General features: G+C 65.8%; 20 protein-coding genes and 1 other RNA gene. 7 read left to right on the top strand and 14 right to left on the bottom strand.

Annotated features, from left to right (window positions below; genetic code table 11):
* Window positions 1-25: 25 nt before the first annotated feature.
* The 4 genes from J7396_RS02065 to lexA form a co-directional block, all read right to left on the bottom strand.
* The gene (locus J7396_RS02065; RefSeq protein WP_209260884.1) at window positions 26-3,274 is read right to left on the bottom strand and encodes an error-prone DNA polymerase; all 3,249 of its coding nucleotides are present in this window, start codon (window positions 3,272-3,274) and stop codon (window positions 26-28) included.
* A gap of 174 nt (window positions 3,275-3,448) precedes the next feature.
* Entirely contained in the window at window positions 3,449-4,867 is a 1,419-nt protein-coding gene (locus J7396_RS02060) for a DNA polymerase Y family protein (protein ID WP_008571902.1), read from the bottom strand.
* Window positions 4,868-4,876: 9 nt separating this feature from the next.
* On the bottom strand, window positions 4,877-5,530 hold the full coding sequence (gene imuA / locus J7396_RS02055) for a translesion DNA synthesis-associated protein ImuA (RefSeq protein WP_011346702.1): 654 nt from the start codon (window positions 5,528-5,530) through the stop codon (window positions 4,877-4,879).
* Window position 5,531: 1 nt separating this feature from the next.
* Window positions 5,532-6,137 carry a transcriptional repressor LexA gene (lexA, locus tag J7396_RS02050; RefSeq protein WP_031421534.1) on the bottom strand — a complete coding sequence of 202 codons (606 nt, stop codon included), beginning with the start codon at window positions 6,135-6,137 and terminating at the stop codon, window positions 5,532-5,534.
* A gap of 149 nt (window positions 6,138-6,286) precedes the next feature.
* Between lexA and J7396_RS02045 the strand changes: the two genes are divergently transcribed.
* The gene (locus J7396_RS02045) at window positions 6,287-6,508 is read left to right on the top strand and encodes an AbrB/MazE/SpoVT family DNA-binding domain-containing protein (protein ID WP_008574105.1); all 222 of its coding nucleotides are present in this window, start codon (window positions 6,287-6,289) and stop codon (window positions 6,506-6,508) included.
* 8 nt (window positions 6,509-6,516) lie between these two features.
* Window positions 6,517-6,942, top strand: coding sequence for a type II toxin-antitoxin system death-on-curing family toxin (locus J7396_RS02040; RefSeq protein ID WP_029818875.1), 426 nt, complete (start codon window positions 6,517-6,519; stop codon window positions 6,940-6,942).
* Between the two features lie 108 nt (window positions 6,943-7,050).
* Here J7396_RS02040 and J7396_RS02035 read toward each other — a convergent pair whose 3' ends face one another.
* The 4 genes from J7396_RS02035 to J7396_RS02020 form a co-directional block, all read right to left on the bottom strand.
* Window positions 7,051-7,554, bottom strand: coding sequence for a DUF6496 domain-containing protein (locus J7396_RS02035; protein WP_014089599.1), 504 nt, complete (start codon window positions 7,552-7,554; stop codon window positions 7,051-7,053).
* Between the two features lie 162 nt (window positions 7,555-7,716).
* Window positions 7,717-8,061: a cupin domain-containing protein gene (locus J7396_RS02030; RefSeq protein ID WP_008574109.1), complete on the bottom strand. Its 345-nt coding sequence runs from the start codon at window positions 8,059-8,061 to the stop codon at window positions 7,717-7,719.
* A 62-nt stretch (window positions 8,062-8,123) separates the two neighbouring features.
* Window positions 8,124-8,717, bottom strand: a complete 594-nt coding sequence (locus J7396_RS02025) for a GIY-YIG nuclease family protein (RefSeq protein ID WP_008574111.1) — start codon at window positions 8,715-8,717, stop codon at window positions 8,124-8,126.
* Window positions 8,714-10,033, bottom strand: coding sequence for a DUF763 domain-containing protein (locus J7396_RS02020; RefSeq protein WP_057680987.1), 1,320 nt, complete (start codon window positions 10,031-10,033; stop codon window positions 8,714-8,716). Before J7396_RS02020 ends, J7396_RS02025 begins: the two co-directional genes overlap by 4 nt.
* A gap of 297 nt (window positions 10,034-10,330) precedes the next feature.
* Here J7396_RS02020 and J7396_RS02015 point away from each other — a divergent pair, with 297 nt between their 5' ends.
* The 3 genes from J7396_RS02015 to J7396_RS02005 are packed head-to-tail and all read left to right on the top strand — an operon-like array spanning window position 10,331 to window position 14,264.
* Window positions 10,331-10,909, top strand: coding sequence for a (2Fe-2S)-binding protein (locus tag J7396_RS02015; RefSeq protein ID WP_136733014.1), 579 nt, complete (start codon window positions 10,331-10,333; stop codon window positions 10,907-10,909).
* On the top strand, window positions 10,882-11,970 hold the full coding sequence (locus J7396_RS02010; protein ID WP_209260883.1) for a xanthine dehydrogenase family protein subunit M: 1,089 nt from the start codon (window positions 10,882-10,884) through the stop codon (window positions 11,968-11,970). The genes J7396_RS02015 and J7396_RS02010 overlap by 28 nt, the downstream gene beginning before the upstream one ends.
* The gene (locus J7396_RS02005) at window positions 11,967-14,264 is read left to right on the top strand and encodes a xanthine dehydrogenase family protein molybdopterin-binding subunit (RefSeq protein WP_209260882.1); all 2,298 of its coding nucleotides are present in this window, start codon (window positions 11,967-11,969) and stop codon (window positions 14,262-14,264) included. Before J7396_RS02010 ends, J7396_RS02005 begins: the two co-directional genes overlap by 4 nt.
* 417 nt (window positions 14,265-14,681) lie before the next feature.
* Here the strand turns inward: J7396_RS02005 and J7396_RS02000 are convergent, their stop codons facing one another.
* Window positions 14,682-17,210 (bottom strand): excinuclease ABC subunit UvrA, encoded by a 2,529-nt coding sequence (locus J7396_RS02000; RefSeq protein ID WP_209260881.1) that lies wholly within the window; start codon window positions 17,208-17,210, stop codon window positions 14,682-14,684.
* A gap of 234 nt (window positions 17,211-17,444) precedes the next feature.
* Window positions 17,445-18,083 carry an HD domain-containing protein gene (locus J7396_RS01995; RefSeq protein WP_008574119.1) on the bottom strand — a complete coding sequence of 213 codons (639 nt, stop codon included), beginning with the start codon at window positions 18,081-18,083 and terminating at the stop codon, window positions 17,445-17,447.
* A gap of 148 nt (window positions 18,084-18,231) precedes the next feature.
* Between J7396_RS01995 and J7396_RS01990 the strand changes: the two genes are divergently transcribed.
* Window positions 18,232-18,978, top strand: a complete 747-nt coding sequence (locus tag J7396_RS01990; protein WP_209260880.1) for an EAL domain-containing protein — start codon at window positions 18,232-18,234, stop codon at window positions 18,976-18,978.
* A gap of 203 nt (window positions 18,979-19,181) precedes the next feature.
* Here J7396_RS01990 and J7396_RS01985 read toward each other — a convergent pair whose 3' ends face one another.
* The 3 genes from J7396_RS01985 to J7396_RS01975 all read right to left on the bottom strand — a co-directional run bounded on the left by J7396_RS01985 (window position 19,182) and on the right by J7396_RS01975 (window position 22,172).
* Window positions 19,182-19,487, bottom strand: a complete 306-nt coding sequence (locus tag J7396_RS01985) for a UBP-type zinc finger domain-containing protein (RefSeq protein WP_008574123.1) — start codon at window positions 19,485-19,487, stop codon at window positions 19,182-19,184.
* Window positions 19,484-21,193 carry an FAD-dependent oxidoreductase gene (locus J7396_RS01980; protein ID WP_109292026.1) on the bottom strand — a complete coding sequence of 570 codons (1,710 nt, stop codon included), beginning with the start codon at window positions 21,191-21,193 and terminating at the stop codon, window positions 19,484-19,486. Before J7396_RS01980 ends, J7396_RS01985 begins: the two co-directional genes overlap by 4 nt.
* 349 nt (window positions 21,194-21,542) lie before the next feature.
* Window positions 21,543-22,172: an alpha-ketoglutarate-dependent dioxygenase AlkB gene (locus tag J7396_RS01975; RefSeq protein WP_209260879.1), complete on the bottom strand. Its 630-nt coding sequence runs from the start codon at window positions 22,170-22,172 to the stop codon at window positions 21,543-21,545.
* A 161-nt stretch (window positions 22,173-22,333) separates the two neighbouring features.
* Here J7396_RS01975 and J7396_RS01970 point away from each other — a divergent pair, with 161 nt between their 5' ends.
* Entirely contained in the window at window positions 22,334-23,314 is a 981-nt protein-coding gene (locus J7396_RS01970) for an SDR family oxidoreductase (protein WP_209260878.1), read from the top strand.
* 213 nt (window positions 23,315-23,527) lie between these two features.
* Here J7396_RS01970 and J7396_RS01965 read toward each other — a convergent pair.
* A non-coding RNA gene (locus J7396_RS01965) (sX9 sRNA) lies at window positions 23,528-23,604 on the bottom strand.
* Window positions 23,605-23,661: the final 57 nt, after the last annotated feature.

Here is a 23,661-nt window from a genome sequence, read left to right as displayed (position 1 = left end):
CAGCAATCCATGCACCTAAAAAGCGTCAATGGAAATCGCGCGAGGGCAGCTGCATGTCGCCGAGCAGGTTGCTGAGGTCGTACAGGTCGCCGGCGATGAGATGCTCTACGCCGTCCACGCGTTCCCAGCGACCGCGCACGGCGAGCAGGCGCGATTCCAGTAGCGCACGGCGGCGACGCAGCGCAAGGTGCGCCCAGACGATCACGTTGATCATGCCCTGCTCGTCTTCCAGGGTGACGAAGATGGTGCCCTTGGCGGTGGCCGGGCGCTGGCGCTGGGTAACCAGGCCAGCCACATGCACGCCGCTGCCATGGCGGCGGCCCTGCAATTCGCGCAGACCCAGGATGCGCCGCTGGCGCATCTGCGGGCGCAGCAGCGCCATCGGGTGCTGGCGCAGACTCAGGCCGACCGAGCGGTAATCGGCAAGGATTTCTTCGCCGGCGCGCGGCGCCTCGAACGCCACCGGGCGCTCCTCCGGGCTGCCCGGCAACAGGGGGCGACGCGCCTCCACGCCGGCCATTGCCCAGCGCGCGGCGTTGCGGTTGCCCACCATGCCGTGCAGAGCGCCTGCTTCTGCCAATGCCAGGCGTGCTTTTTCGTCGAGTGCGGCGCGCAGGCACAGATCGCCGATATCGGCGAACGCCCGCTGCGTGCGTGCGGCAACGATGCGCTGCGCCACCACTTGCGACAGTCCGGCAACCTGCCGCATGCCCAGCCGGATCGCCGGTTGTTCGCCGGGATCGGCAGCGCTGCGCCACGGCCGGCCGCCGACCAGGGTGTTGTCCCAGTCGCTGTGCAATACATCCACCGGCAGCACCTCCACACGCTCGCGCTCGGGGCTGCCGCGGCGCGCATCCTGCACGATCTGGCTGGCCGAATAGAAACCCATCGGCTGCGCGTTGAGCAGCCCGCAGGCGAAGGCGGCCGGCTCGTGGCGTTTGAGCCAGCAGCTGGCGTAGACGAGCTTGGCAAACGAGGCGGCATGGCTCTGCGGAAAACCGTAGGAACCGAAACCCTTGATCTGTTCGAAAATCTGGTCGATGAAGCTGGAGGCGTAGCCTTTGCCTTCCATCAATGCGCGAATGCGCACGCGATGCGATTCCATGTCGCCACCGCGGCGCCAGGCCGCCATCGAACGGCGTAGCTTGTCGGCCTCGTCAGGGTCGTAGCCGGCGTGGATCACCAACTCCATGACCTGCTCCTGGAACAGCGGAATCCCCAATGTCGGCCCGAGAATTTGCTCTACGCCTTCGGAGGGATAGTTGATCAGGCTCTTGTCCTTGCGACGTTGCAGGTACGGATGCACCATGTCGCCCTGGATCGGGCCAGGGCGCACGATCGCCACTTCGATGACCAGGTCGTAGAACTCTGCCGGTTTGAGCCTTGGCAGCATGGCCATCTGCGCACGCGACTCGATCTGGAACACGCCGACCGTATCGGCGCGCTGGATCATCTTGTAGGTCGCCGCATCCTCATCCGGCAAGGTCGCCAACGTGTAGTCGCGATGACGGTGGCCACGCACCAGGTCCAGCGTCTTGCGAATGCAGGTCAGCATGCCCAGGGCCAGGCAATCGACCTTGAGCAGCTTCATGGTTTCCAGATCGTCCTTGTCCCACTGGATGATGGTGCGGTCGGCCATCGCGGCATTTTCCACCGGTACCAGCAACGACAACGGCTCGTCGGAGATGACGAATCCGCCCACGTGCTGCGACAGATGCCGTGGGTGATCGCGCAGGTGGTCTGTCACGAGCAGGATCTTGTTGATCAGCGGGTTGGCCAGATCGAAGCCGGCTTCTTCGATGCGCTGTTCCATCGGCGTTTCGCCATTGCCCCAGCCATAGCAATTGGCCAGCAAGGCAATCTGGTCCGGTGGCAGACCGAAGGCCTTGGCCACGTCGCGCACCGCGCTCTTGCCGCGATAGCAGATCACCGTCGCCGCCAGCGCTGCGCGTTCGCGCCCGTATTTGGCGTAGACGTATTGCAACACCTCCTCGCGGCGTTCGTGCTCGAAATCCACGTCGATGTCCGGCGGCTCGTTACGCGCCTTGGACAAGAAGCGCGAGATCAACAATCGCGTCTTGCTCGGATCAACCGAGGTGATGCCCAGTGCATAGCAGACTGCCGAATTTGCTGAAGATCCACGCCCCTGGCACAGGATGTCTTTGGAACGCGCAAACCGCACCACATCCTGTACCGTGAGAAAGAAAGCCTCGTATTCCAGTTCGGCGATCAACGCCAATTCGTTCTCGATGTCGTCGCGTATTTTCTTCGGCACCCCATCCGGCCAGCGCTCCCGCATCCCGGCTTCAGTGAGCTGACGCAGATAACTGGCAGGCGTATGCCCCTGCGGCACCAATTCTCTGGGATAGGTGTATTGGAGCTTGGAAATGTCGAAGGTGCAGCGTTGCGCCAGCTCCACGGTGGCCTGCAACAACCCATCCGGGTAGATATTGCCCAACGCGCGCCGGGTGCGCAGATGGCGCTCGCCATTGCGGAACAGGTGTGCGCCGCATTCGGCCAGCGGCAGCGTGTGGCGGATGGCGGTCAAGGTGTCTTGCACGATGCGCTCGCGACGCTGCGCCATATGTACATCGCCGCTGGCCAACGCGGTCATGCCCAACTGCTGCGCCAGCGCTTGCAGGACCTGCAGGCGTGCGACATCGTCCTGTTCGCGATGCAATTCCACTGCCAGAAACGCCCGCTCGCCGAAGACTTGTTGCAACCAGGCACCCTGCTCTGCCTGCGGCTGCGCGCCGGGTAGCCACAGTGCAAACACGCCCGGCGCCACATCGCGAAACTGCGCTTCCACCTCGGCCCGCCCCAAGCGATAAGCGCCCTTGCTGGCCGCGCGCCGCGCGGTGGTGATCAACCCGCACAGCTGCGGGTAACCGTGCGCGTTTTCCACCAGCAGCACGAAGCGGGTGCCATCGACCAGGGCGAATTCGCTACCGACGATCAACCGCACCCCGGTGGCGCGCGACGCTTCCAGGCCACGCACGATGCCGGCCAGCGAGCATTCGTCGGTGATGGCCAAGGCGCTGTAGCCGCAGTGTTGTGCGCGCACGAACAGCTGTTCGGCGCTGGAGGCGCCACGCAGGAACGAGAAGTCCGACAGGCAGTGCAGCTCGGCATAGGCGGGCAAGCCATCGGCAACGTGCGCATGGCTGATGTCGTCGTTGGCCGCGCGCAACCGTGCGGCCACATTCCAGGCGCGCGGCATGCGCCCGCCGGGCGTGTCGCGGTCTACGCCATCGATGGCGTCATCCCAGCTCATGGACGGCTGCCTTCAACAGCGCGCTGCGCCAGACGGTTTTTGCAATGCGCAGCAGATCGCGCCGTTGCAGATGCTGCTGCTCTTGCCTGCAGCCCTGGCATCGGCCACGCGCGCCCCAGCCGCAACCACCAGACAGCCGGTACCTGCTCCGATACCGCGCGAACATACGCGCGCTCACGCGAACCATCCATGCAGCATCCAGCCGTCCACCCGACCGGGCGCGGCGAAGGCCCAACCACGCCGGCCGCGCGCAGTCTCCACCACGTAGTAATCGCGACGGGCTTCATCGTCGTCCCACCAACCGCTTTCCAGCCGTTCCGGGCCGGACACGATGCGCAGGTGCGGGTCGTGCAGCGGCACCGGCTGCGGCAGCAACCAGGTGGGGCGCGGCGGGCGCGGCGGCGCAGCGGCTTCGCGCACCGCATCGCCGATGGCGCGACGCCACGCGCGCTCCGGGCGCGGGTCGTCGGCCGGCAACACGCGATAGACCGCGTCATCGCCAAGCCGTGCACGCAGGCGCTCGCGCAGTTGCGGCCACTCCACCGATTGCTGCGCGCGCTGATCGAACAGGTCGCGCATGGCCGGTACGAACGGTGGCAGCTGCCGTGCCAGCAAGCGCATCGCCACCACCGGCCGCGGAATCTCCACCCGCTCCAGCCGGTTGCGGGCCAGCTCGAACAGCAAGGTGGGCGCGCGTTCCGGCGTGAGCAGACCGATCTCCACATCGGTCGCGCCTTCTTCATGCTCCAGGCGCAATAAAAACCGCTGCACGCCGCCATCGCGAATGGACAGATACGTGCACAGGTCGCCGATCAGCCGGCGCAACGGAAACAGCAGCGCCGGATGCGTTTCCACCTCATAGCCCAGCTCCACGCGGTGGTCGAAGTGGTCTGGCGGCGCGTAGCACTCCAGTGGGTCGTCGACCTGCCCGTAGAGGCGATCCAGGTGATCGAGCAGGCCCGCACCAAACCGCCGGCGCAACCCGTCACGCGGCAGGCCGCGCACCGCCGCGAGCGTGCGCACGCCCATGTGCTGCAGGCGCTCGCCGGCATCGTCAGGCAATGCAGCGCGGCGTACAGGCACCTTGTCGAGCGTGCTGTGCAGGGCCGGCAATTGCGTCACCACCATGCCGTCGCGCAGCCCAGCCAGCACGCGCGCAGCGCGCGGCGTGGGCGCCAGCGCAAGCCGGTGCTGGAAGCCCAAGGCCTGCAGCTCATCGCGCAGGCGACGCTCGAAGCGCGGCCAGGGGCCGAACAGGCGAAAGCTGGCACCGGCTTCCAGCACGATGGCGCGCGACCACTGCTGGCTGACCAGCGAACTATGCCGATACGCCCAGGCCGCAAGAAACCGCTGCGTGCGCGCTTCGTTTTGCGCGTCGTAATCGATGGTGCGTACCTGCGTCATCAAGGCATGCGCCGCCGATAGCCGCATGCCGGCCTTCAACCCAGCTGCGCCAGCGGCAGCATTGACCGAATGCAGGCTGCGCAGCTGCGCCGGGCCTTCCACCAGCGCCAGTGGCGCCTGCGGTTCTTCCAGACGCCGAAGGACGGCGTCCAGCGCCAGCTGCGGCAGCAATATGCAGGCCCACAACATGCGCGCGCCTCAATGCGCCAGCCGCAACGGCTGCGACGGCACCTGCCCGCCCCGGCATTTGCGCACCTGCCAGGCATCGCGCTCGGGCAGGAATTCCAGCCGCAAGGCCGCCGGCGATGCATTCACCGCATGACGGCGGTCGCGCAGTGCGAACGCGCAGCAATTGCCGCTATCGGCCGCCACCTGCAACCGGCGCAGCGCACGCGCATCGCCGGTCTGCGGCCAGCCCAGTACCGCAGCGCATGCGCCGCTGCGCAGGCATTGTTCGAACGCCCATAACGCTTCGCGCGGCTCGGCCTGCACCACTTCCAGATGCTCCAGCACCACCCCGCCCGCCTGCCAGGCCGGCGCGTAGGGAATGAACGGCGGTGCCACCAATACCACCCGGCTGCTGCTGGCGGTCATGCGTGCCAGCGTGGGCAGCAACAAGGCGATCTCGCCGATGCCATGCGCAGGCAACAACAATTCGGTCAAGGCACGCCGCGGCCAGCCGCCATCGGGAAGCAATGCATCCAATGCCACATGCCCGGTGGATTCACCGCCATTGGCGGTGGCCGTGCCCTGGCCTGCACGCCAGACCGTGCGCGCGGCCAGCAGGGCGTCCAACGGCAGTGCCACGGCCGCATTGCCGTCCTGTCTGATGCGCGCCGGCTCCTGGCTCATGTCAGCCCTGCCGGATCAGGCCGCAGTACAGCCCTTCGATCGCGAAGTCGGCATCGGCCGCCACCACGATCGGCGCATGCGCGCGATTGCGCGGCAGCAGGCGGATCCGTTCGGCGCCGCGCTCCAGGCGCTTGATGGTGATTTCGCCATCCACCCGCGCCACCACGATTTGCCCGTCGCGCGCCTCGTTGCTGCGATGCACGCCCACCAGGTCGCCATCCAGAATGCCGTCATCGATCATCGAATCGCCCTGCACCTGCAGCAGGTAATCCGGGCGCAGCGAAAACAGCGCGCGGTCCAGCCAGAGCTGACGCTCCAGGCCGATATCCGCACCGATCGGCAGACCTGCTGCCACTCGCCCCAGCACCGGCAAGGCCAGCAATGCATCGCGACCGGCGCCTCCCGGTACACGGATGCCACGTTTCTGATTGGGCAGCAGCTCGATCAATCCGGCGTCGGCCAGCGCCTGCACGTGCTTTTGTGCGGCATTGCGCGAGGCAAACCCGAAGGCCTGCGCGATCTCGGCCAGACTGGGCGAGACGCCCGCCAGGGCCTGCTCCTGCAGGAACGCCAGCACGGCGGCACGTTGGGGGGGAAGCGATGGCATCGGGGCGAGGCAGCAGGACGGGACAAGGTGTACATTTGTACACCAACCGATCGCAGCAGGCGAGACTGGCGTGCTGAGCCGCTTCAGCACGCCACTTGCGACTGGCTGACGACAGGGTTATAACCTTCGTAATAACGCGAGATGCCGCCATGAAGCTCAAGATCACCGCCATCGGCAATTCCGCCGGCATCATCCTGCCCAAGGAACTGCTGGCCCGCCTGCGGCTTGGAAAGGGCGACGAACTCTATGCACTGGAAACGCCCGACGGCATCAGGCTGACCGCATTCGACCCGACGTTGGCCGCGCAGATGGATGTGGCCGAGCAGGTGATGCGCGAGGATCGCCAAGTGCTGAACAAGCTGGCCAAGTGAACACGCGCATGCTGGTCTGGATCACGCACGCACTTGCATTGGCGATCCACGAACGTCAATTGAGCGAGCACGGCGGCGCAAGCGGAGTGCGCGACGAGGCACTCTTGGCCTCGGCACTGGCACGCCCGCAGCAACTTTTTTCCTACGGCGATCCTCCACCCGATCTTGTAGAGCTGACGGCCAGCCTGGCCTACGGGCTCGCGCGCAATCATCCGTTCGTAGATGGCAACAAAAGGACTGCCCATGTGTGCTATCGGGTTTTTTTGCTACTCAACGGCGCCGAACTCATCGCTTCGCAGGAAGAGAAATACGTTGCCATGATGGGCCTGGCCGATGGCGCGTGGAGCGAAGCGACGTTTGCGCAATGGCTGCGACCTCGCGTGCGTTTGCGCGCGGACACGCATGTACACGAACCGCAGGGCCACTACGGCTGAAAACAGGACTGTGGCACGCGACGCGCTTGTCTGGCATTTGCACGCGCAGTCTTGGATCCACACGCCGCAACCAGTCAGCACTGACGTCACTGCACGGCATAGACGCTCTTACTCGGCACGCTTGCGCGTTGCCGCGGCTTTCTTTGCGGCGGCCTTGCGTACTGCCGGGCCCTTGGTCTTGGCCGCCTTCTTTGCTGCCGTCGAACGGTCGCTGGCAGTGCGCTTTTTTGCGGCACCCGTGGTCTGTTTGGACAATGCCTTTTTGCCTACCGTCTTCTTGGCGGTAGTGCCCTTGCTGGCGGTCTTGAGGGCTTTCTTGGCACCGGCCGAGCGCGTAGGCGACACCGGCTTTTTGGAGGTTGCCGCTGCCTTGTCCTGCGCGGCTTTTTTCTTGGTGGCCCTGGACGCGGAACTGCGCGGGGCAACGTCCACGCCATCGCGGCGCGCCTTGGACAAGCCGATCGCAATGGCCTGCTTGGTACTTTTCACACCATGCGCGCCGTCGCGCACCTGGTCGATTTCTTCTTTGACATATTCGCCGGCCTGGGTGCTGGCCGATTTTCCTTCGCGCTTGTCCTTGGCAGCAGCGCGGCGTGTCTTGGCCTGTGGCATGGCACTTCCCCTGTTGTGGATGGCAACTCGATGTAACAAGCGCCGCGTCAATGCGCAGTGGGCGCGGTGCTCACCTGGCGTTGAAGCCTGCCTGCCGCTTTTTCCAGGTCATGCACCCGCGCCGTGACCGATCCACTCAACGACATGCGAAACCGCCAGCGATCACGCCCCCTCACCGGCTGGCAAGGGTTCGCCTTGGGCATCGTAGGCAGGCGGGTGATAGAAATTGACCGTCTTCAACGGTGTGCTCCCGGTATTGCGGATCTCATGGGTTTCACCGCGCTCGATGGCGATCAGGCTACCGGCCTGCAGTGCATGCGTCTGCCCCTCGATCACCGCCTCGCCGGTGCCGTCCACCACGTACAGCCATTGATCGGCACCACGGTGGCGATTGTCTGGCCCGCCCTCGCCCTGGCCCGGTGCAATCGCCATTTCGGCAGCTTGCACCTGGCGCACCGAAAACAGCACCTTGAACGCGTCGGTCAATGTCAGTTGTGCAATCTGCATAAGGCACTCCTCAGGGTTGAGGCGATGCTGAGGCGACGCACGTCAAGGTGCTGGCAACATGCTCAGCCGTTGCGGCAATACCAGGCCCAAATATGTTCGGGCACATGTGCCTGCACGGGAAGATCCAATGCGCGGTAACCATCGAGTACATCGCGCAGCGCACGTTGTGCTGGCGTGGGGCCGACCAGGCCATCCAGTTCGTCCGCACTCAACTGCACCGCGGCCCAGTCGTAGAGGCGATCGATACGCTGGGCCATCGCCGCCTGCAGCCAGTCGCGCAACACGAACACGCGATACCCGCCCTGCTGCAGTTGCGCAACTGCACGTTGCAACGCCTCGCCCACGCCCCGAAACCATTCGGTATGCCCACCGGCCACTGCGCGGATCGCCATCGGTGGCGGTGCGTTGTGCGCAAGCAGCGGGCGCCGCAGTTGCAGTTCGAGATCGCGCGCATCGCGCTCGCGCTCGGTTTCCACCAGCAGCCCGTGCTCCAGATCGAAAAAATCGAACCAGCGCGGATGCAGGCTACCGATGCGCCCCAGCGGATCGCGCGAGAAACCGATCTTGCAATGGTCTTCCCACTGGCATGGGAACACATAGGTGAAGCAACGTCCGTCGATGGCCACTGGCGTGCTGCCAGGCGCGCGCACGCTCATCGGCGACCTGCATGCGCTTGGGTCGGCTGCACCGCGCGCGCATCCTCCGGCGCCGGTTCCCACCCGAACACGCTACGCCCGCCATAGCGATGCGAATCGCGACGTTCCTGCGCGATGTAGTCGTCCACCGTCGGCCCTTGCGCGCTGGCTTCGAGTCGACGCGCCTGCGCGTCAAGCCGCGCAATCGCCTGCAAGCGTTCGTCGTTGCCCAGTCTGGCCTGCTGCATCGCTTGCTTGAGTACGCCGATGGTGTGATCGAGCACGCGTGTGGGCACCGGGAACGGTTGCCGGTCCTTGCCGCCATGCGCAAGCGAAAAGCGTGCCGGGTCGCTGAAACGGCATGGCGTGCCGTGCATCACCTCGGCCACCATCGCCAGCGAGCGCAAGGTGCGCGCACCCACGCCGGGCACTTGCAGCAGCGCGGTGAAATCGCGCGGCCCCGCTTCGGCAGCGGCGGCCAAGCTGGCGTGCAGCCGTCGTGTGATCACGTTTTCGCTGCGCACGTCATGATGGTCGGGCATGCACAGGTGCGGTTGCTGTGCCGGGTCCCAGGCGTGCACGGCGAACAGATCGCCGGTGAGCGGACCTTGCGCCGCAGGCGCCTCCACACCCGCAATCCGTTGCCACTGCTGTGCCAGCCGGTCCGGCGCGGTGCTGCGCAGCAGTGCCACCTGCGCATCGCGCGAGGCAGCGGCGCGGTGGTCGGCGAGATTGACGATGTTGCCTTGATGCGCGCCATCGATGGCAGCATGCGGCGCATCCACAAAACTGCTCAGGCCTTCGGAGAGCCAGTGATACCGGCGTGCCTGCTTGCGCTGCCCATGCATGCCTTGCTGCACCACCACCCAGCGGCCATCGTCGCTGACGATGAAGCCGTGCAGATACAGATCGAAACCGTCCTGCACGGCAGCGCTGTCCACCTTGGCGACCAGGCGGCTGGCCTGTGCCAATGCGGCGCCGTCCAACCCGACCGCATCGCCCACGGCCAGCAACTCCGAAGGCGTGGCACGCGAATGCCGGCCGCGCCCGCCACAGACATGAATGCCCAGTTCGCCGGACAGTGGCGTCAACCCACGCTTGAGCGCGCCGATCACGCTGGTGGTAATGCCGGACGAATGCCAGTCCATGCCCATGACCGCACCGAACGACTGAAACCAGAACGGGTGCGCAAGCCGCCGCAACAATTCATCGCGCCCATAGCTGTGCACGATCGCCTCGCACATCACTGCGCCAAGCCGCGTCATCCGCTCACCCAACCAACGCGGAACGCGGCCTCCATGCAAGGGAAGATCCGCACTACCACCACGCCGGCTCACTGCTGCCACCTCGTCTTCATGCCGCCAGGATAATGGCGGCACGTCGCAACAGCTGGGACACCAGCACCACGACGCATGCGCAAAGCTGACACATTCAGCGCACCGCGTGACACTCCACACAGTGCCCGCCTGCACGCTCGCGCCATGCAGGCACGAGCGTGCAGCGATCACGATGCCGCTCCTGAATGCGCGTACGCCGCGTCGTATCGGTGCCAATCGCAGCCGTGGTCACTTTGCGTTGACCACAGCGCCGTCAAGGTGGTGGTCCTTCTCCTCAGCCATCGCCACGGGGTTCGCATGACTGCCACACCCGCCACTGCCCATGACACGGCGCCGGCCACTGCCACCACCAGTGCGCCGACCTACCCGATCAACCTGCGCATCAACGGTCAGCCGTATCACTTGCAGCTCGAAGCCTGGGTGAGCCTGCTCGACCTGCTGCGCGACCGCCTCGACCTCACCGGCACCAAGAAAGGTTGCGACCATGGCCAATGCGGCGCTTGCACGGTGCTGGTCGATGGCCGCCGCATCAACAGCTGCCTGACCCTGGCCGTCATGCAGGACGGCGCCGACATCACCACCGTCGAAGGGCTGGCCGATGGCGACACACTGCATCCGCTGCAACGCGCCTTCATCGCCAACGACGCATTTCAGTGCGGTTACTGCACTCCGGGGCAGCTGTGCTCGGCCGTGGGCTTGATCAACGAAGGCAAGGCGCACGACCGCGACCAGGTACGTGAACTGATGAGCGGCAATATCTGCCGTTGCGGTGCCTATCCGCAGATCACCGATGCCGTGATGGAGGTGATGGGCAAGCTCAGCGACAGCAGCGACAGCGCGGCCACTCCGTGGACGCCAGGGACGGTGCCGGCATGATTCCGCTCACCTACACACGCCCGGACACCGTCGATGCGGCGCTTGGCGCCATTGCAGTGCGCAGCGGCGACACGCAGCCGGTGCCCTCCGAGGCACCGGTACGCTTCATCGCCGGCGGCACCAATCTGACCGATTTGATGAAACTGCAGCTGATGCGCCCCAGCAGTTTGATCGACATCAATCGGCTGCCGCTGGACAGCATCAGCACCCAACCCGACGGCGGCCTGCGCCTGGGTGCGTTGGCGCGCAATGCCGACACTGCATATCACCCGGAGGTGGAAACGCGTTACCCCTTGCTGAGCGCGGCGATTCTGGCCGGCGCTTCGCCGCAGATTCGCAACATGGCCAGCAATGGCGGCAACCTGCTGCAGCGCACGCGCTGCATGTATTTCTACGACCATGCCACCCCGTGCAACAAACGCGACCCGGGCACCGGCTGCTCGGCCATTGGCGGGCTGACCAAATACAACGCCATTCTCGGCACCAGCGCGCATTGCATCGCCACGCATCCATCGGATATGTGCGTGGCATTGGCCGCGCTGGATGCCGTGGTGCACGTGCAGGGCGCCAATGGCGAGCGCGACATTCCGCTCGCGCAGTTCCACCGTCTGCCTGGCGATCACCCGGAACTGGATAGCACCTTGGCGCCGGACGAATTGATCGTGCATATCGATCTGCCCGATGCGCAGCGCTTCGTTGCGCATAGTGCCTACCTCAAGATCCGCGAGCGCCTCTCCTATGCGTTCGCGCTGGTGTCGGTGGCAGCGGCCCTGGATCTGGCCGACGACGGCAGCATTCGCGAGGTGCGTGTGGCACTGGGCGGCGTGGCCCACAAACCCTGGCGCAATGCCGATGCAGAGGCAACGCTGGTCGGCCAGCCGGCCACTGCCGACACCTTCGGCCGCCTGGCCGATGCGCTGCTGCAGGGTGCACAACCGCAGGGCGAGAACGCCTTCAAGCTGCCGCTGGCACGCCGCGCCATCGTGCGCGCATTGAGCGTTGCGCGCGAGGGCACCCTCGACAACCGCGGGCGCACCAGTGCGCTGGAGGAATCGCCATGAACGCACGCATCCCTGACCTGTCCGACAGCGCGCTGACCCCGCCGGTTGCCGACAGCGGCACCGGCTATCGCCCCACCGGCACCGGCGTCACGCGCATCGACGGACGCGCAAAGGTCACCGGCCAGGCGCGTTATGCCGCCGAATGGCCGGTGCCGGACCTGGCCTATGGCGTGGTGGTCAACAGCAGCATTGCCAAGGGTGAGATCGTTGCCTTCCATCTGGATGCAGCACGCGCAGTCCCCGGCGTGCTGGAGATCGTCACCCATGAAAACCGCCCGCACATGCGCGGCATGGACCTGTTCTACAAGGACATGACGGCGCCGGCCGGCTCGCCCTTCCGTCCGTTGTACGACAACAAGATCTTGTACAGCGGCCAGCCCATCGCGCTGGTGGTTGCCGAGACCTTTGAAGCGGCGCGCCATGCCGCGCATCTGGTGGAAGTGGAGCTGTTGCAGGACCCGCACGACACCAACCTGATGACCAACCTGGACCGTGCACACGCGCCCAAGCCGCTGAAGGCCGGATTTTCGCCGCCGCCCAAGGACAAGGGCGATCCGCAGAGCGCATTCGACAATGCCGCCTGCCAGGTACAGGCCGACTACTACAGCGGCATCGAGCACCACAACCCGATGGAATTGTTCGCTTCCACCGTCATCCGCGACGCCGACGGCCATTTCACCATTTACGACAAAACGCAAGGTTCGCAGAACAGCCGCTGGTACGTCTCGCACGTGTTCGGGCTGAGCAAGCGCAAGGTGACGGTGCGCAACCCGTACGTGGGCGGCGCGTTCGGCTCCGGGCTGCGCCCGCAGTATCAGTTGCCGCTGGCGGTGATGGCGTCGATCCTGCTGGATCGCTCGGTGCGCGTGGTGCTGACGCGGCAACAGATGTTCACCTTCGGCCACCGCCCGGAAACGCTGCAGCGGCTCAAGCTCGGCGCAGACCGCGACGGCACCTTGCGCTCGGTCTGGCATGAAGCCATCGCCGAAACCTCGCGCATCGAAGACTACGTCGAGGTAGTGGTCAATTGGAGCGGTCAGTTATACGCCTGCGACAACGTGCACCTGGGCTACAAGCTGGTGAGTCTGGACCAATACAGCCCCATCGACATGCGTGCGCCCGGCGCCGCGCATGGTGTGCATGCGCTGGAAGTGGCGATGGACGAGTTGGCCTATGAGGTCGGCATCGATCCCTTGGCACTGCGCTTGAAGAACTACGCCGAGGTCAATCCGGCCGACAACAAGCCCTACTCCACCAAGGCGCTGCGCCAGTGTTACGAGCAAGGGGCAGAGCGCTTCGGTTGGGCGCAACGCCCCCTGCAACCGCGCACGCGCAAGGAAGGCAGCGAGTGGGTGGGCTGGGGCATGGCCACCGGGCAGTGGGATGCGATGCAGATGTTCGCGCGCGCACATGCTGCGCTGCATGCCGACGGCCGTTTGGTGGTCAGCAGCGCAGCCAGCGATATCGGCACCGGCACCTACACGGTGATGGCGATGATCGCTGCCGAAGCGCTGGGCCTGCCCCTGGAGCAGGTGACGTTTCAACTTGGCGACTCCACCTTGCCCGTTGCGCCGATCGAAGGTGGCTCCTCGCACGTCACCACGGTGGGCTCGGCAGTGGATGGCGTGTGCGCAAAGCTGCGCGGGCGTCTATTGCGTCTGGCCCAGGCCCTGCCGGACTCGCGCTTTGCCAAGGCCAAACCTGACGATGTGGTCTTTGCCGACGGCAAGCTGGCATTGCGGGCCGATGCCGGCAGCGCCATCGCCCTGACCGACCTGCTTCGCACTGCAGGGCTGGAGCAGATCGAAGATAAGTTCCTCCTGCTGCCGAACGTGCTCAAGCAACGCAAATACACCCGTGCCACGCACGGCGCGGTGTTTGTGGAGGTCCGGGTGGACGAAGAACTGGGCACGGTGCGGGTCACCCGCGTGGTCAGCGCCGTTGCCGCCGGGCGCATCCTCAATCCGATCACCGCACGCAGCCAGATCGTGGGTGGCGTGGTCTGGGGCATCGGCCAGGCGCTGCACGAGCACACCCAATCGGACCATCGCTTCGGCCGCTTCATGAATCACGACCTGGCGCTGTATCACGTCTCCGCCAACGCCGACATTCACGACATCGACGTGATCTTCGCCCACGAAGACGACCGCGTCGTCAGCAGCCTGGGTGCGAAGGGCGTGGGCGAGATCGGCCTGGTCGGCGTGTCTGCGGCGATCTGCAACGCCATCTTCCACGCCACCGGCAAGCGCATCCGCAGCACGCCGATGACGCCGGACAAGGTGATGGCGGACTGACCTGCAGTGTACGTTGCGCTTGCAGGCAATGCTTGGCGCTTTGGGTAGTGAAGTGAAGTGATCCCAACAGTCGGGCCCAATGCAGCGATGCATTGGGCCCGCTGCCATGTCGGTCAGACGCATGGCCGTGCGATAGCGCGGCAAATGCGACGCATGCCACTTGCAACCCTGTCATGCGCAGCGTCCTCTGCCTTATGTGTCGATACCGCTCGTACGCACCTGCACAAGCGGTCGTGATCGACAGGCAGGTATGCGGGTGATCAGCCTGGGCAGGCAGCGGCAAGTTGACCGCGATGCCAGATACATCCCGCAACGCATCACAGCTTTCCGGCATCATCCGTTAGCGTCGTCCGTAGGCTCACGGGGGATCGCAGGCATGGCATTTCGTACGATGCGGCGCGGGCTGACCTGTTGGTTCTATTGTCCGCGCAACACCTGCGCCAGAAACGGTGCGGTGCGGCTGCCACGATGGCGCGCCACGACATCCGGCGCTCCGGTCACCACGACGTTGCCGCCCGCACCGCCCGCGCCCGGCCCCATATCCAGCACCCAGTCGCTGCTGGCGGCCACGCGCATATCGTGTTCGACCACGATCACGGTGTTGCCTGCATCGACCAGCCCTTGCAACTGGGCCATCAAGGTATCCACGTCGGACGGATGCAGGCCGGTGGTGGGCTCGTCCAGCACGTAGACGGTGTCGCGCCTTTGGGCGCGTTGCAGTTCGGTCGCCAGCTTGATGCGCTGCGCTTCGCCACCGGACAGTTCGGTGGCCGGCTGGCCAAGACGCAGATAGCCCAGCCCCACTTCGCGCAACACCTGCAACGGGCGCAACACGCTGGCATCGTCGGCAAAGAAGATGGCTGCCTGATCCACCGTCATTTCCAGCACCTGCGCGATGTTGCGGCCGCGTAGCGCGATCTCCAACGTCTTGGCGTTATAGCGCGCGCCGTGGCAGGTGGGACACGGTGCGTAGACGCTGGGCATGAACAGCAATTCCACATACACCGAGCCTTCGCCCTCGCAGGTGGCACAGCGGCCCTTGGCGACGTTGAAGGAGAACTGCCCCGGGTCGTAGCGGCGCCGGCGCGCGGCGGGCGTGGCCGCAAACAGCTTGCGCACCGGGTCGAACAGGCCGGTGTAGGTAGCCAGATTGGAGCGCGGAGTACGGCCGATGGGTTTTTGATCCACGCGCACCAGGCGGCGCACCTGATCGAGCCCTGCAACAATCGCACCCTCCGACGGCACCTGCGTGCCGCGCTCCAGTGGATCCAGTGCTTCTTCGTCCTCTGCCTGCGCCTGCCCCAGATGGGCGGCCAGCAGTTCCACCAGCGCCTGACTCACCAACGACGATTTGCCCGAGCCGGACACACCGGTCACGGTAGTGAACACACCTAACGGCAGGTCCACATCCAGCGCGCGGACGTTGTTGCGGGTGATGCCGCGCAGCTGCAACCAACCGCGTGCCGCGCGCGCCTGGCGATGCACCTGCGGCGGCGTGCCGAACAGATAGCGCCGTGTGGAAGAGGCCTGCACCTGCTCCAATCCCGCGGGCGGCCCGCTGTAGAGCACCTGCCCGCCCTGCACGCCGGCTGCCGGGCCGACATCCACGATCCAGTCTGCATGGCGGATCACGTCCACTTCGTGTTCGACCACGAAGACCGAATTTCCGGCCGCCTTGAGTTGATCCAACGCACCCAGCAGTGCCTGCGCATCGGCGGGATGCAAGCCGGCCGATGGTTCGTCCATCACGTACACCACGCCGAACAACTGCGAGCGGATCTGCGTAGCCAGCCGCAGCCGTTGCAACTCGCCCGGCGACAAGGTGGGCGTGCTGCGCTCCAGGCTGAGGTAGCCCAGACCCAGCGCCTGTACGACGGCGATACGCGCGCGCAGATCCGCGGCGATGCGTTGCGCGGCGATCGCTTGTTCCGGATGTTGGCGCGCATCTTTACGCGTACCTTTGGATGGGGCGGCTTCGGCGGCGGGGCGCAGCAGCTCGGCCACCTCGTCCAGCGGGCGCCGCGACAGCTCCCCGATATCCAGCCCGGCAAAGGTGACCGACAAGGCCTCGCGGCGCAGGCGTTTGCCATCGCACTGTGGGCATTGCGTGCTGAGCAAATACTGCGCCACGCGCTTTTTCATCTGCGCGCTCTGGGTGGTGGCAAAGGTGTGCAGCACATAACGCCGCGCACTGGTAAAGGTGCCCATGTAGCTGGGCTCTTCCTTGCGCTTGAGCGCGCGTTTGACCTCGGCCAGGTCGTAACCGGCGTATACCGGCACCACCGGCTGTTCGTCGGTGAACAAAATCCAGTCGCGGGTCTTCTTCGGCAGCGTGTGCCATGGCACATCCACATCGATGCCCAGCGTGGTGAGGATGTCGCGCTGGTTCTGCCCATGCCATGCGCCCGGCCAGGCGGCGACCGCACGCTCGCGAATGCTCAGGCTGCGGTCCAGCACCATGGTCGCTTCGGTGGCGTCATAGATGCGCCCCAGGCCGTGACAGGTCGGGCATGCCCCCGCAGGCGTGTTCGGCGAAAAACCGTCGGCGTAGATGATCTCCTGCCCCGGCGGGTACTGGCCGGCACGCGAATACAGCATGCGCAATGAGTTGGAGATGGTGGTGACGCTGCCCACCGACGAGCGTGCACTCGGCGCGCCGCGCGCCTGCTGCAAGGCCACTGCCGGTGGCAGGCCATCGATGGAATCCACCTCCGGCACGCCTACCTGGTCGATCAGCCGCCGCGCATACGGCGAGATCGAATCCAGATAGCGCCGCTGCGCCTCGGCAAAGATGGTGCCGAACGCCAACGACGACTTGCCCGAGCCGGAAACGCCGGTGAACACCACCAGCGCATCGCGGGGGATATCCACATCCACGTTCTTGAGATTGTGCTCGCGCGCGCCGCGCACGCGCACCAGGCCAGTGGAAGACGTCGCGTTTGACATGACTACCGAAACCAGAGATCGACAAGACGCCAGCCTAGCGTGCGCGCCATGCAGCCGGTGTCAGCGATGGTGATCGAGCGCAGGCAACACCTGAGGTGCCAGGCGCTGCAGGGCGCACGCGGTGGCTGACGAGGCACGGGACGCATTCGTCAGATGGAGGGCAGACAGGGCGCAGCAACACATCTGCGCGTCGTACCTGCCGCTGCCGGACGTACCGCCGTCTCCCAGCGGCGCTCAGCCCAGCGCATGTGCCGGCGTCACCTGCTCACCGGTGTCGGCCAGGGCATGCATGCGCGTCACCACGCCACTGAACAACCGCGCGGTGGCGGCATTGCGTGTACGGAAGACCTCTTCCAGCGCGGCGTAATACCACAGCGTGCCTTCGCGCCCGGCAGTGAACACATCGAAGATGCCCTGACCGACGGCAGGATTTTCCAGGTCCTGCACGATGCTGCGCGCGTTATAGAGTTTGTCGCAGCCGGACACCAGCAGCGCGCGCTCGGGCGTCTTGCGCAGGTGCGCAAGATAGGCCTGCTTGCGCTCGCGCCAATCGCGTTTGCGTGCGCGCTCGCTGTTGTCCACCTCGGCCTTGTCTTCGGCAGTGGCATCGGTGCAAGCCATCACGATATCGGCCACCGCATCGCCGAACTGCGCACGGATCGAGGCCTCGTGCCCGCCACCGCAATCTTCCACCACATCGTGCAACAGGCCGGCGATGGCTTGTTCCTCATCGCCGCCGCATTCCAGCACCAGCGTCGAGACGCCCAGCAAATGACTCAGGTAGGGCACCTGCGTGCCCTTGCGCACCTGCCCGGCGTGAGCGATGCGCGCGTAGTCCACGGCCAGGGCGTAGCGTTCGGTGAGAGCGGTCATGGGGCATCCGATGCGAGCGATGCGCCTAGTATCGCCGAGCCCGACTGCCGACAGGTGAGGATGCTGCCATGAGCGATTCAGGCTCAATCCCACGCGATTGCGGCCGATAGGTCTAGGCTGCACCTACGCCGTTCGATGACCTGACGCCATGACCACGCTTCCTGTCTGCAATGCCTGCCGCGACGGCCAGGACTTCCCCACCGCGATCACCATGGCCTTCCAGCCCATCGTGGACGTGTCCACCCGCAGCATCTACGCAGGCGAGGCGCTGGTGCGCGGCATCAACGGCGAGTCGGCCGGCAGCATCCTGGCCGCAGTGGATGAGCGCAATCGCTACGCATTCGACCAGGCCTGCCGCATCAAGGCCATCGAATGCGCTGCGCAGATTGGCTTGCCGGCGCTGCTGTCGATCAACTTCATGCCCAACGCGGTCTATAACCCCGAGCATTGCCTGCGCGCCACGCTGTCGGCCACCTCGCAATATGGTTGGCCGCTCAACGCCATCATCTTCGAGGTCAGCGAACAGGAACATCTCGCCGACCCGGCGCATCTGCTCGGCATCCTGCGCACCTATCAAGCGCGCGGCATGAAAACGGCCATCGACGACTTCGGCGCCGGCTACGCCGGGCTCGGCCTGCTGGCCGAGTTCCAGCCGGATCTGCTCAAGCTGGACATCGCCCTGGTCCGCGGGATCGACACCGACCGCAGCCGCCAGGCCATCGTGCGCCACGTGACGCGCATGTGCGAAGAACTCGGCATCGCCGTCATTGCCGAAGGCATCGAACAACCCGATCAATACCGCGCCCTGCGCGACCTGGGCATCCACCTGCAGCAAGGCTATCTGTTCGCCAGACCGCAGATCGGCGAGCTGCCGAAGGTGCATTGGCCGCAGTAAGCTCACGCTTGTGCGTATGAACTAAGCAACTCAGCGCACCTAGCAGCAGGCGCCACTCGCCGTAACAGACCCACAACATCCGAACACAGCGGCAATGAAACGTGCGGAAGCCGCTCTTACGATTCCCTAATCCCGACTCCCGATTCCCGATTCCCGGCCGCCTCGCAAGCCAGCAGCGACCGCCGAACACCACGCGGCGCCGCTCACACATACCGCGGAATCGGCCCCAGCTGCGGCGTCTGATCCGGCAGCTCCACTTCCACTTCGTCCACATAGCACCAGCCCCAGCCTTCAGGCGGGTCGTAGCCTTCGATGATGGGGTGGCCGGTGGCGTGGTGATGCGCGGTGGCGTGGCGGTGGGGCGAATCGTCGCAACACCCGACATGGCCGCAGCTGCGGCACAGGCGCAGATGCACCCAGACGCCGTCGATGGCCAGGCACTCCTCGCAGCCACGCGCACTGGGGGTGACTGCATGGATTTGATCAGTATGGCGGCAGTGCTGGCTCATGCGCTGGTCGACTCCTGGGTGGCGCTGGCAAGTTCGGAGACCGGCACCGGGTTGGCCTGATGGGCGAGGTACTGATGGATCTGCGCGACCACGGCGGCGCCCTCGCCCACTGCGGCCGCCACGCGCTTGACCGAACCCGCACGCACGTCGCCGATGGCGAACACGCCAGGGCGATTGGTTTCCAGCGGCAGGCACGCCGGTACGCCGTCGCCACGCGCGGTGCCGGTCATGACAAAGCCGCGTTTGTCGGTGTCCACGCAGTCCTGCAGCCAACCGGTGTTGGGATCTGCCCCGACGAACAGGAACAGGTGCCGCAACGCCACGCGCGCGGTTGCACCGTCCTTGCGGGTGCGCAACACCGCGGCCTGCAGGCCGCGCTCGGGGTCGCCTTCCAGCGCGGCCACTTCGGTGCCGGTGTGCAGCTGCACGTTCGGCAACGCGGCGATGCGCTCGATGAGGTATTGCGACATCGAGCTCTCCAGCCCATCGCCCCGAATGATCAGGTGCAGTTCCTTGACCCGCGGCGCCAGGAACGCCACCGCCTGCCCTGCAGAATTGCCGCCGCCCACCAGCGCCACCACGCCGCCTTCGCACAGGCGCGCCTCCACCGGCGAGGCCCAGTACGAGACACCGTGGCCTTCGAAGCGATCCAGGCCATCGATCTCCGGGCGCCGGTAACGCGCGCCCGAGGCGATTACCACCGTGCTGGCCAGCAGCTGTTTGCCATCGGCAAGATCCAGCTTCAGCGCGCCATCGTCGCGGCCGCATTCCAGCGTGGCCGCTTCGATCGGAATCGCCAGTTCCGCGCCGAATTTCAGCGCCTGGTTGTAGGCGCGCCCGGCCAGCGCCTGCCCGGAAATGCCGGTGGGAAAGCCAAGATAATTTTCGATACGCGCCGAGGCACCGGCCTGCCCGCCGATGGCGCGTTGGTCCAGTACCAGCACCGACAAGCCTTCGGATGCGGCATACACCGCCGTCGCCAGGCCGGCAGGGCCGGCGCCGACAATCGCCACGTCGTAGCGTTTGTCCGGGTCGATGTCCGGCGTCATGCCCAGGCAATGCGCAGCTTCGGCATCGCTGGGCTGGCGCAGCACGCGCCCGCTCGGGCACACCATCACCGGTAGGTCGTGCTCCTGGATACCCAGGCGCTCCACCAACGCGCGGCCTTCGTCGTCGGAGACATCCATCACCGTGTTGGGGTAGCCGTTGCGGGTCAAAAAGCCCTGCAAACGGGTCAGATGCGGATCGTCAGGCTCGCCGATCAGCACCGAACCCGACGCATCGCCCTCGATCAGCCCAACGCGGCGCAGGATCAAGGCACGCATCACCACTTCGCCCACTTCGGCCGAACTGATCATCAGCGCGCGCAGATGCGCAGTATCGAATGGCAGCGCCAGGCAGCCGTCCGGCCCGGCACGTCCAGCCGCCAGCGACGCGCGCCCGGCCAGCTGACTCACCTCGCCGGTGAACTGGCCGGGCGTGTGCCGGGTGATCGGCTTTTCGTTGCCCAGTCCGTCGCGGCGCACCACTTCGATGGCGCCCTCCAGCACCACCCACACCGGCGCATGGGCATCGCCGACCTCGAACACGGGGTCGCCCGCGTCGAACCGTTGCGCCGGCCCGCTGGCAAAGCGCCGGGTGATCGACAACTGGCCCGCGTCCAGCTCGGGAAACATCTGATGGTGGCGGGTCTGGTCCAAAGACATGCAGGGGCGACGCGGCTGGGGGATCACATGCAAGCATGGGCAGTGGTGATGGCAATGGCAATCACCCGAAATGGTCACTGATGGCCACGACAGCGCGCAGACGCCAGGCACGCGTAGGCGAGCGAGCGCTGCTGCCGGTCAGGCGCACGCAGCTGCTGTAAAGACCGCATACGCCCAGCATGCGGGACATCCAGCACGAAAATAACCTAGCGAGCAGTCCTCAGGCCGGGGGCGAACCGCACATGGCAAACGCAATGCGGTGCATCCGGCACGAAGCAACGGCCGTGCGTCCCTGGCAGCAGTACAGGCGGTTTGCAAGCTGCCAATCAATCGAGCCCAAGCCTGTGCCTTACGATCGCACAGGCTCCCAGTGTGGCCCATGTTGCCCGGCCGCCATGCGCTGGGCCGGGCGCACGCGAAACACCACACTGATGCGCTCGCCCACCGCGCGCGCGGTCTTGGCAATGCCGTGCGCGTGCGTGTGTTGCGAGGCGTGACTCATCGCCAGCAGGCTCCCCGGCGCCAGCTCCAGCGCAACCGCCCGCGTGCTGCCGTCCTTGGCGCGCAGTTGCATCCGGCGCGGTGCACCCAGCGACAGCAGCGCGATCGGGTGCGGTGCCACCAGCGTGTGCAATGCGTCGTGATGCATTGCCACGCTGTCGCGCCCATCGCGGTACAGATTCAAACCTACCGCGTTGTATGGCGCCGGGAGCACCGCCTGCACCGCATCGAGCAAGCACTGCAGCGGCAATCCCGCAGGCCATGCATCATCCAACCGATACGAGGCCAGCAGGCGCGGTACGTCCACGACCCGCTCGTACATTTCGCGGCGCTGGCTGCGCCAATCGGCGCCATCGCGCAATGCGTCGAACGCCTCCTGCGCAAGTGCGGGCGGCAACAGCTGCGGCCAATAGCGCACGCCGCCTTGCTGGTCGTGCAGCACCTGCAGCGGTGCGATGGGAGCGTTGAACAGATCCATCAGCGCGATATGCGGGCGCCTGCCGCCGATTTCAGCGCCACGCTGTCATCACGCGTGGCGCCAGCCCGACCAGTTCAGCTTCACGCTACGGTACGCAAAGCGGCGCACCGTGTTCACGCACGACGATCAAGCATGCCTGCTCGTTTTCGTGGAGACATCGCATGCATCGCACCCCTCCTGCCCACGTGGTGATTTCCGGCGCGTCCAGCGGCATCGGCCAAGCCACTGCAGAAGCATTCGCCGAACAAGGCGCCCGCCTGGTGTTGGCTGCACGCGGCCAAGAAGCCCTCAATGCGGTTGCCGAACGCTGCCGTGCGCGCGGTGCCGAAGTCTTGGTGGTGCCCACCGACGTCAAACAGGCCGAACAGGTCAAGGCACTGGCCACCAGCGCGCAGAGTTTTCTGGGCCGCATCGACCTGTGGTTCGGCAATGTCGGGGTGGGCACGGTCGGCAAATTCCACGAGGCACCGATGGAAGCAAGCGCGGCCGTCATCCACGCCAATCTGCTCGGTCGCATGCACGACGCCCATGCCGCCATCCCCATCTTCGTCGAACAAGGCCACGGCATCTTCGTCAACATGATCTCTTCGGGCGGCTTTGCATCCACGCCGTTTGCAGCGGCGTACGGCGCCAGCAAATTCGGCCAGCGCGGCTTTTCCGAAGCGTTACGCGCCGAGCTGAGCGACTACCCGCATATCCACGTGTGCGATGTGTACCCGTACTTCGTCGACACGCCAGGCCTGACCCATGGCGCCAATTACGTGGGCCGCCGCATCAGCGGGCCGCCGTTGATGCTGGACACCCGCACCGTCGCGGCAGCTGTCGTGCGCCTGCTGGACCGGCCACGCAACACGGTGGTGTTGGGCACCGCCGTCCATGCGATGCGCCTAGGTCATGCGCTGGCACCGCAGACCCTGGCGCGCGCCATGTACCGTATTTTCAAGCGGTATTTTGCGCAAGCACCACAGGTGGCGCGATCCAGCGGCAATGTGTTCGCAGCGCCCGGCATTGCCGGCGGCATCGACGGTGGCTACCGGCGGCGCCCCACGTTGCGGGCACGCTCTGCGCGCGACAAGATGTTGATCGGTGCGGCCGCTGCAGCAGTCACGGGTTTGGCAGTGCTGGCTTTACGACGCAAGTGAGTCGCTGAAGTCTGCAATGCCGTGCCGACAATTGCGCGTTTGCCGGCGATTTCCAGACGCTGCGGCAACGCGGGAAAGTAGACCAGCCTCAATGCGACACCACGGCAGCAAGCGTGTGAGCCGCCGTGCATGCCGATCGGCCACACATCGTGACGCCGTGAGTGCTCAGCGAACCCAACCATGGTCGCGAGGGCCATCGCACCCTCCAAGAGCGGCTAACAAAACGTAGCGCGCAGCCGTCGGGTGGGCGCGGACGGTGCGCTCATCACCGCAGTGTGCGCGTGGTACATGCCGATTCCGGGCACCGGCCGCGCCCGCCTGGCGGCTACGCAATGGCTTTTGTTAGC

It is taken from the genome of Xanthomonas sp. A1809, assembly GCF_017746015.1.
GTDB classification, from domain to species: Bacteria; Pseudomonadota; Gammaproteobacteria; order Xanthomonadales; family Xanthomonadaceae; genus Xanthomonas; species Xanthomonas euvesicatoria.
Note: the sequence above shows the minus strand (reverse complement) of the source record. Positions and strands in the feature narration are given on the sequence as shown.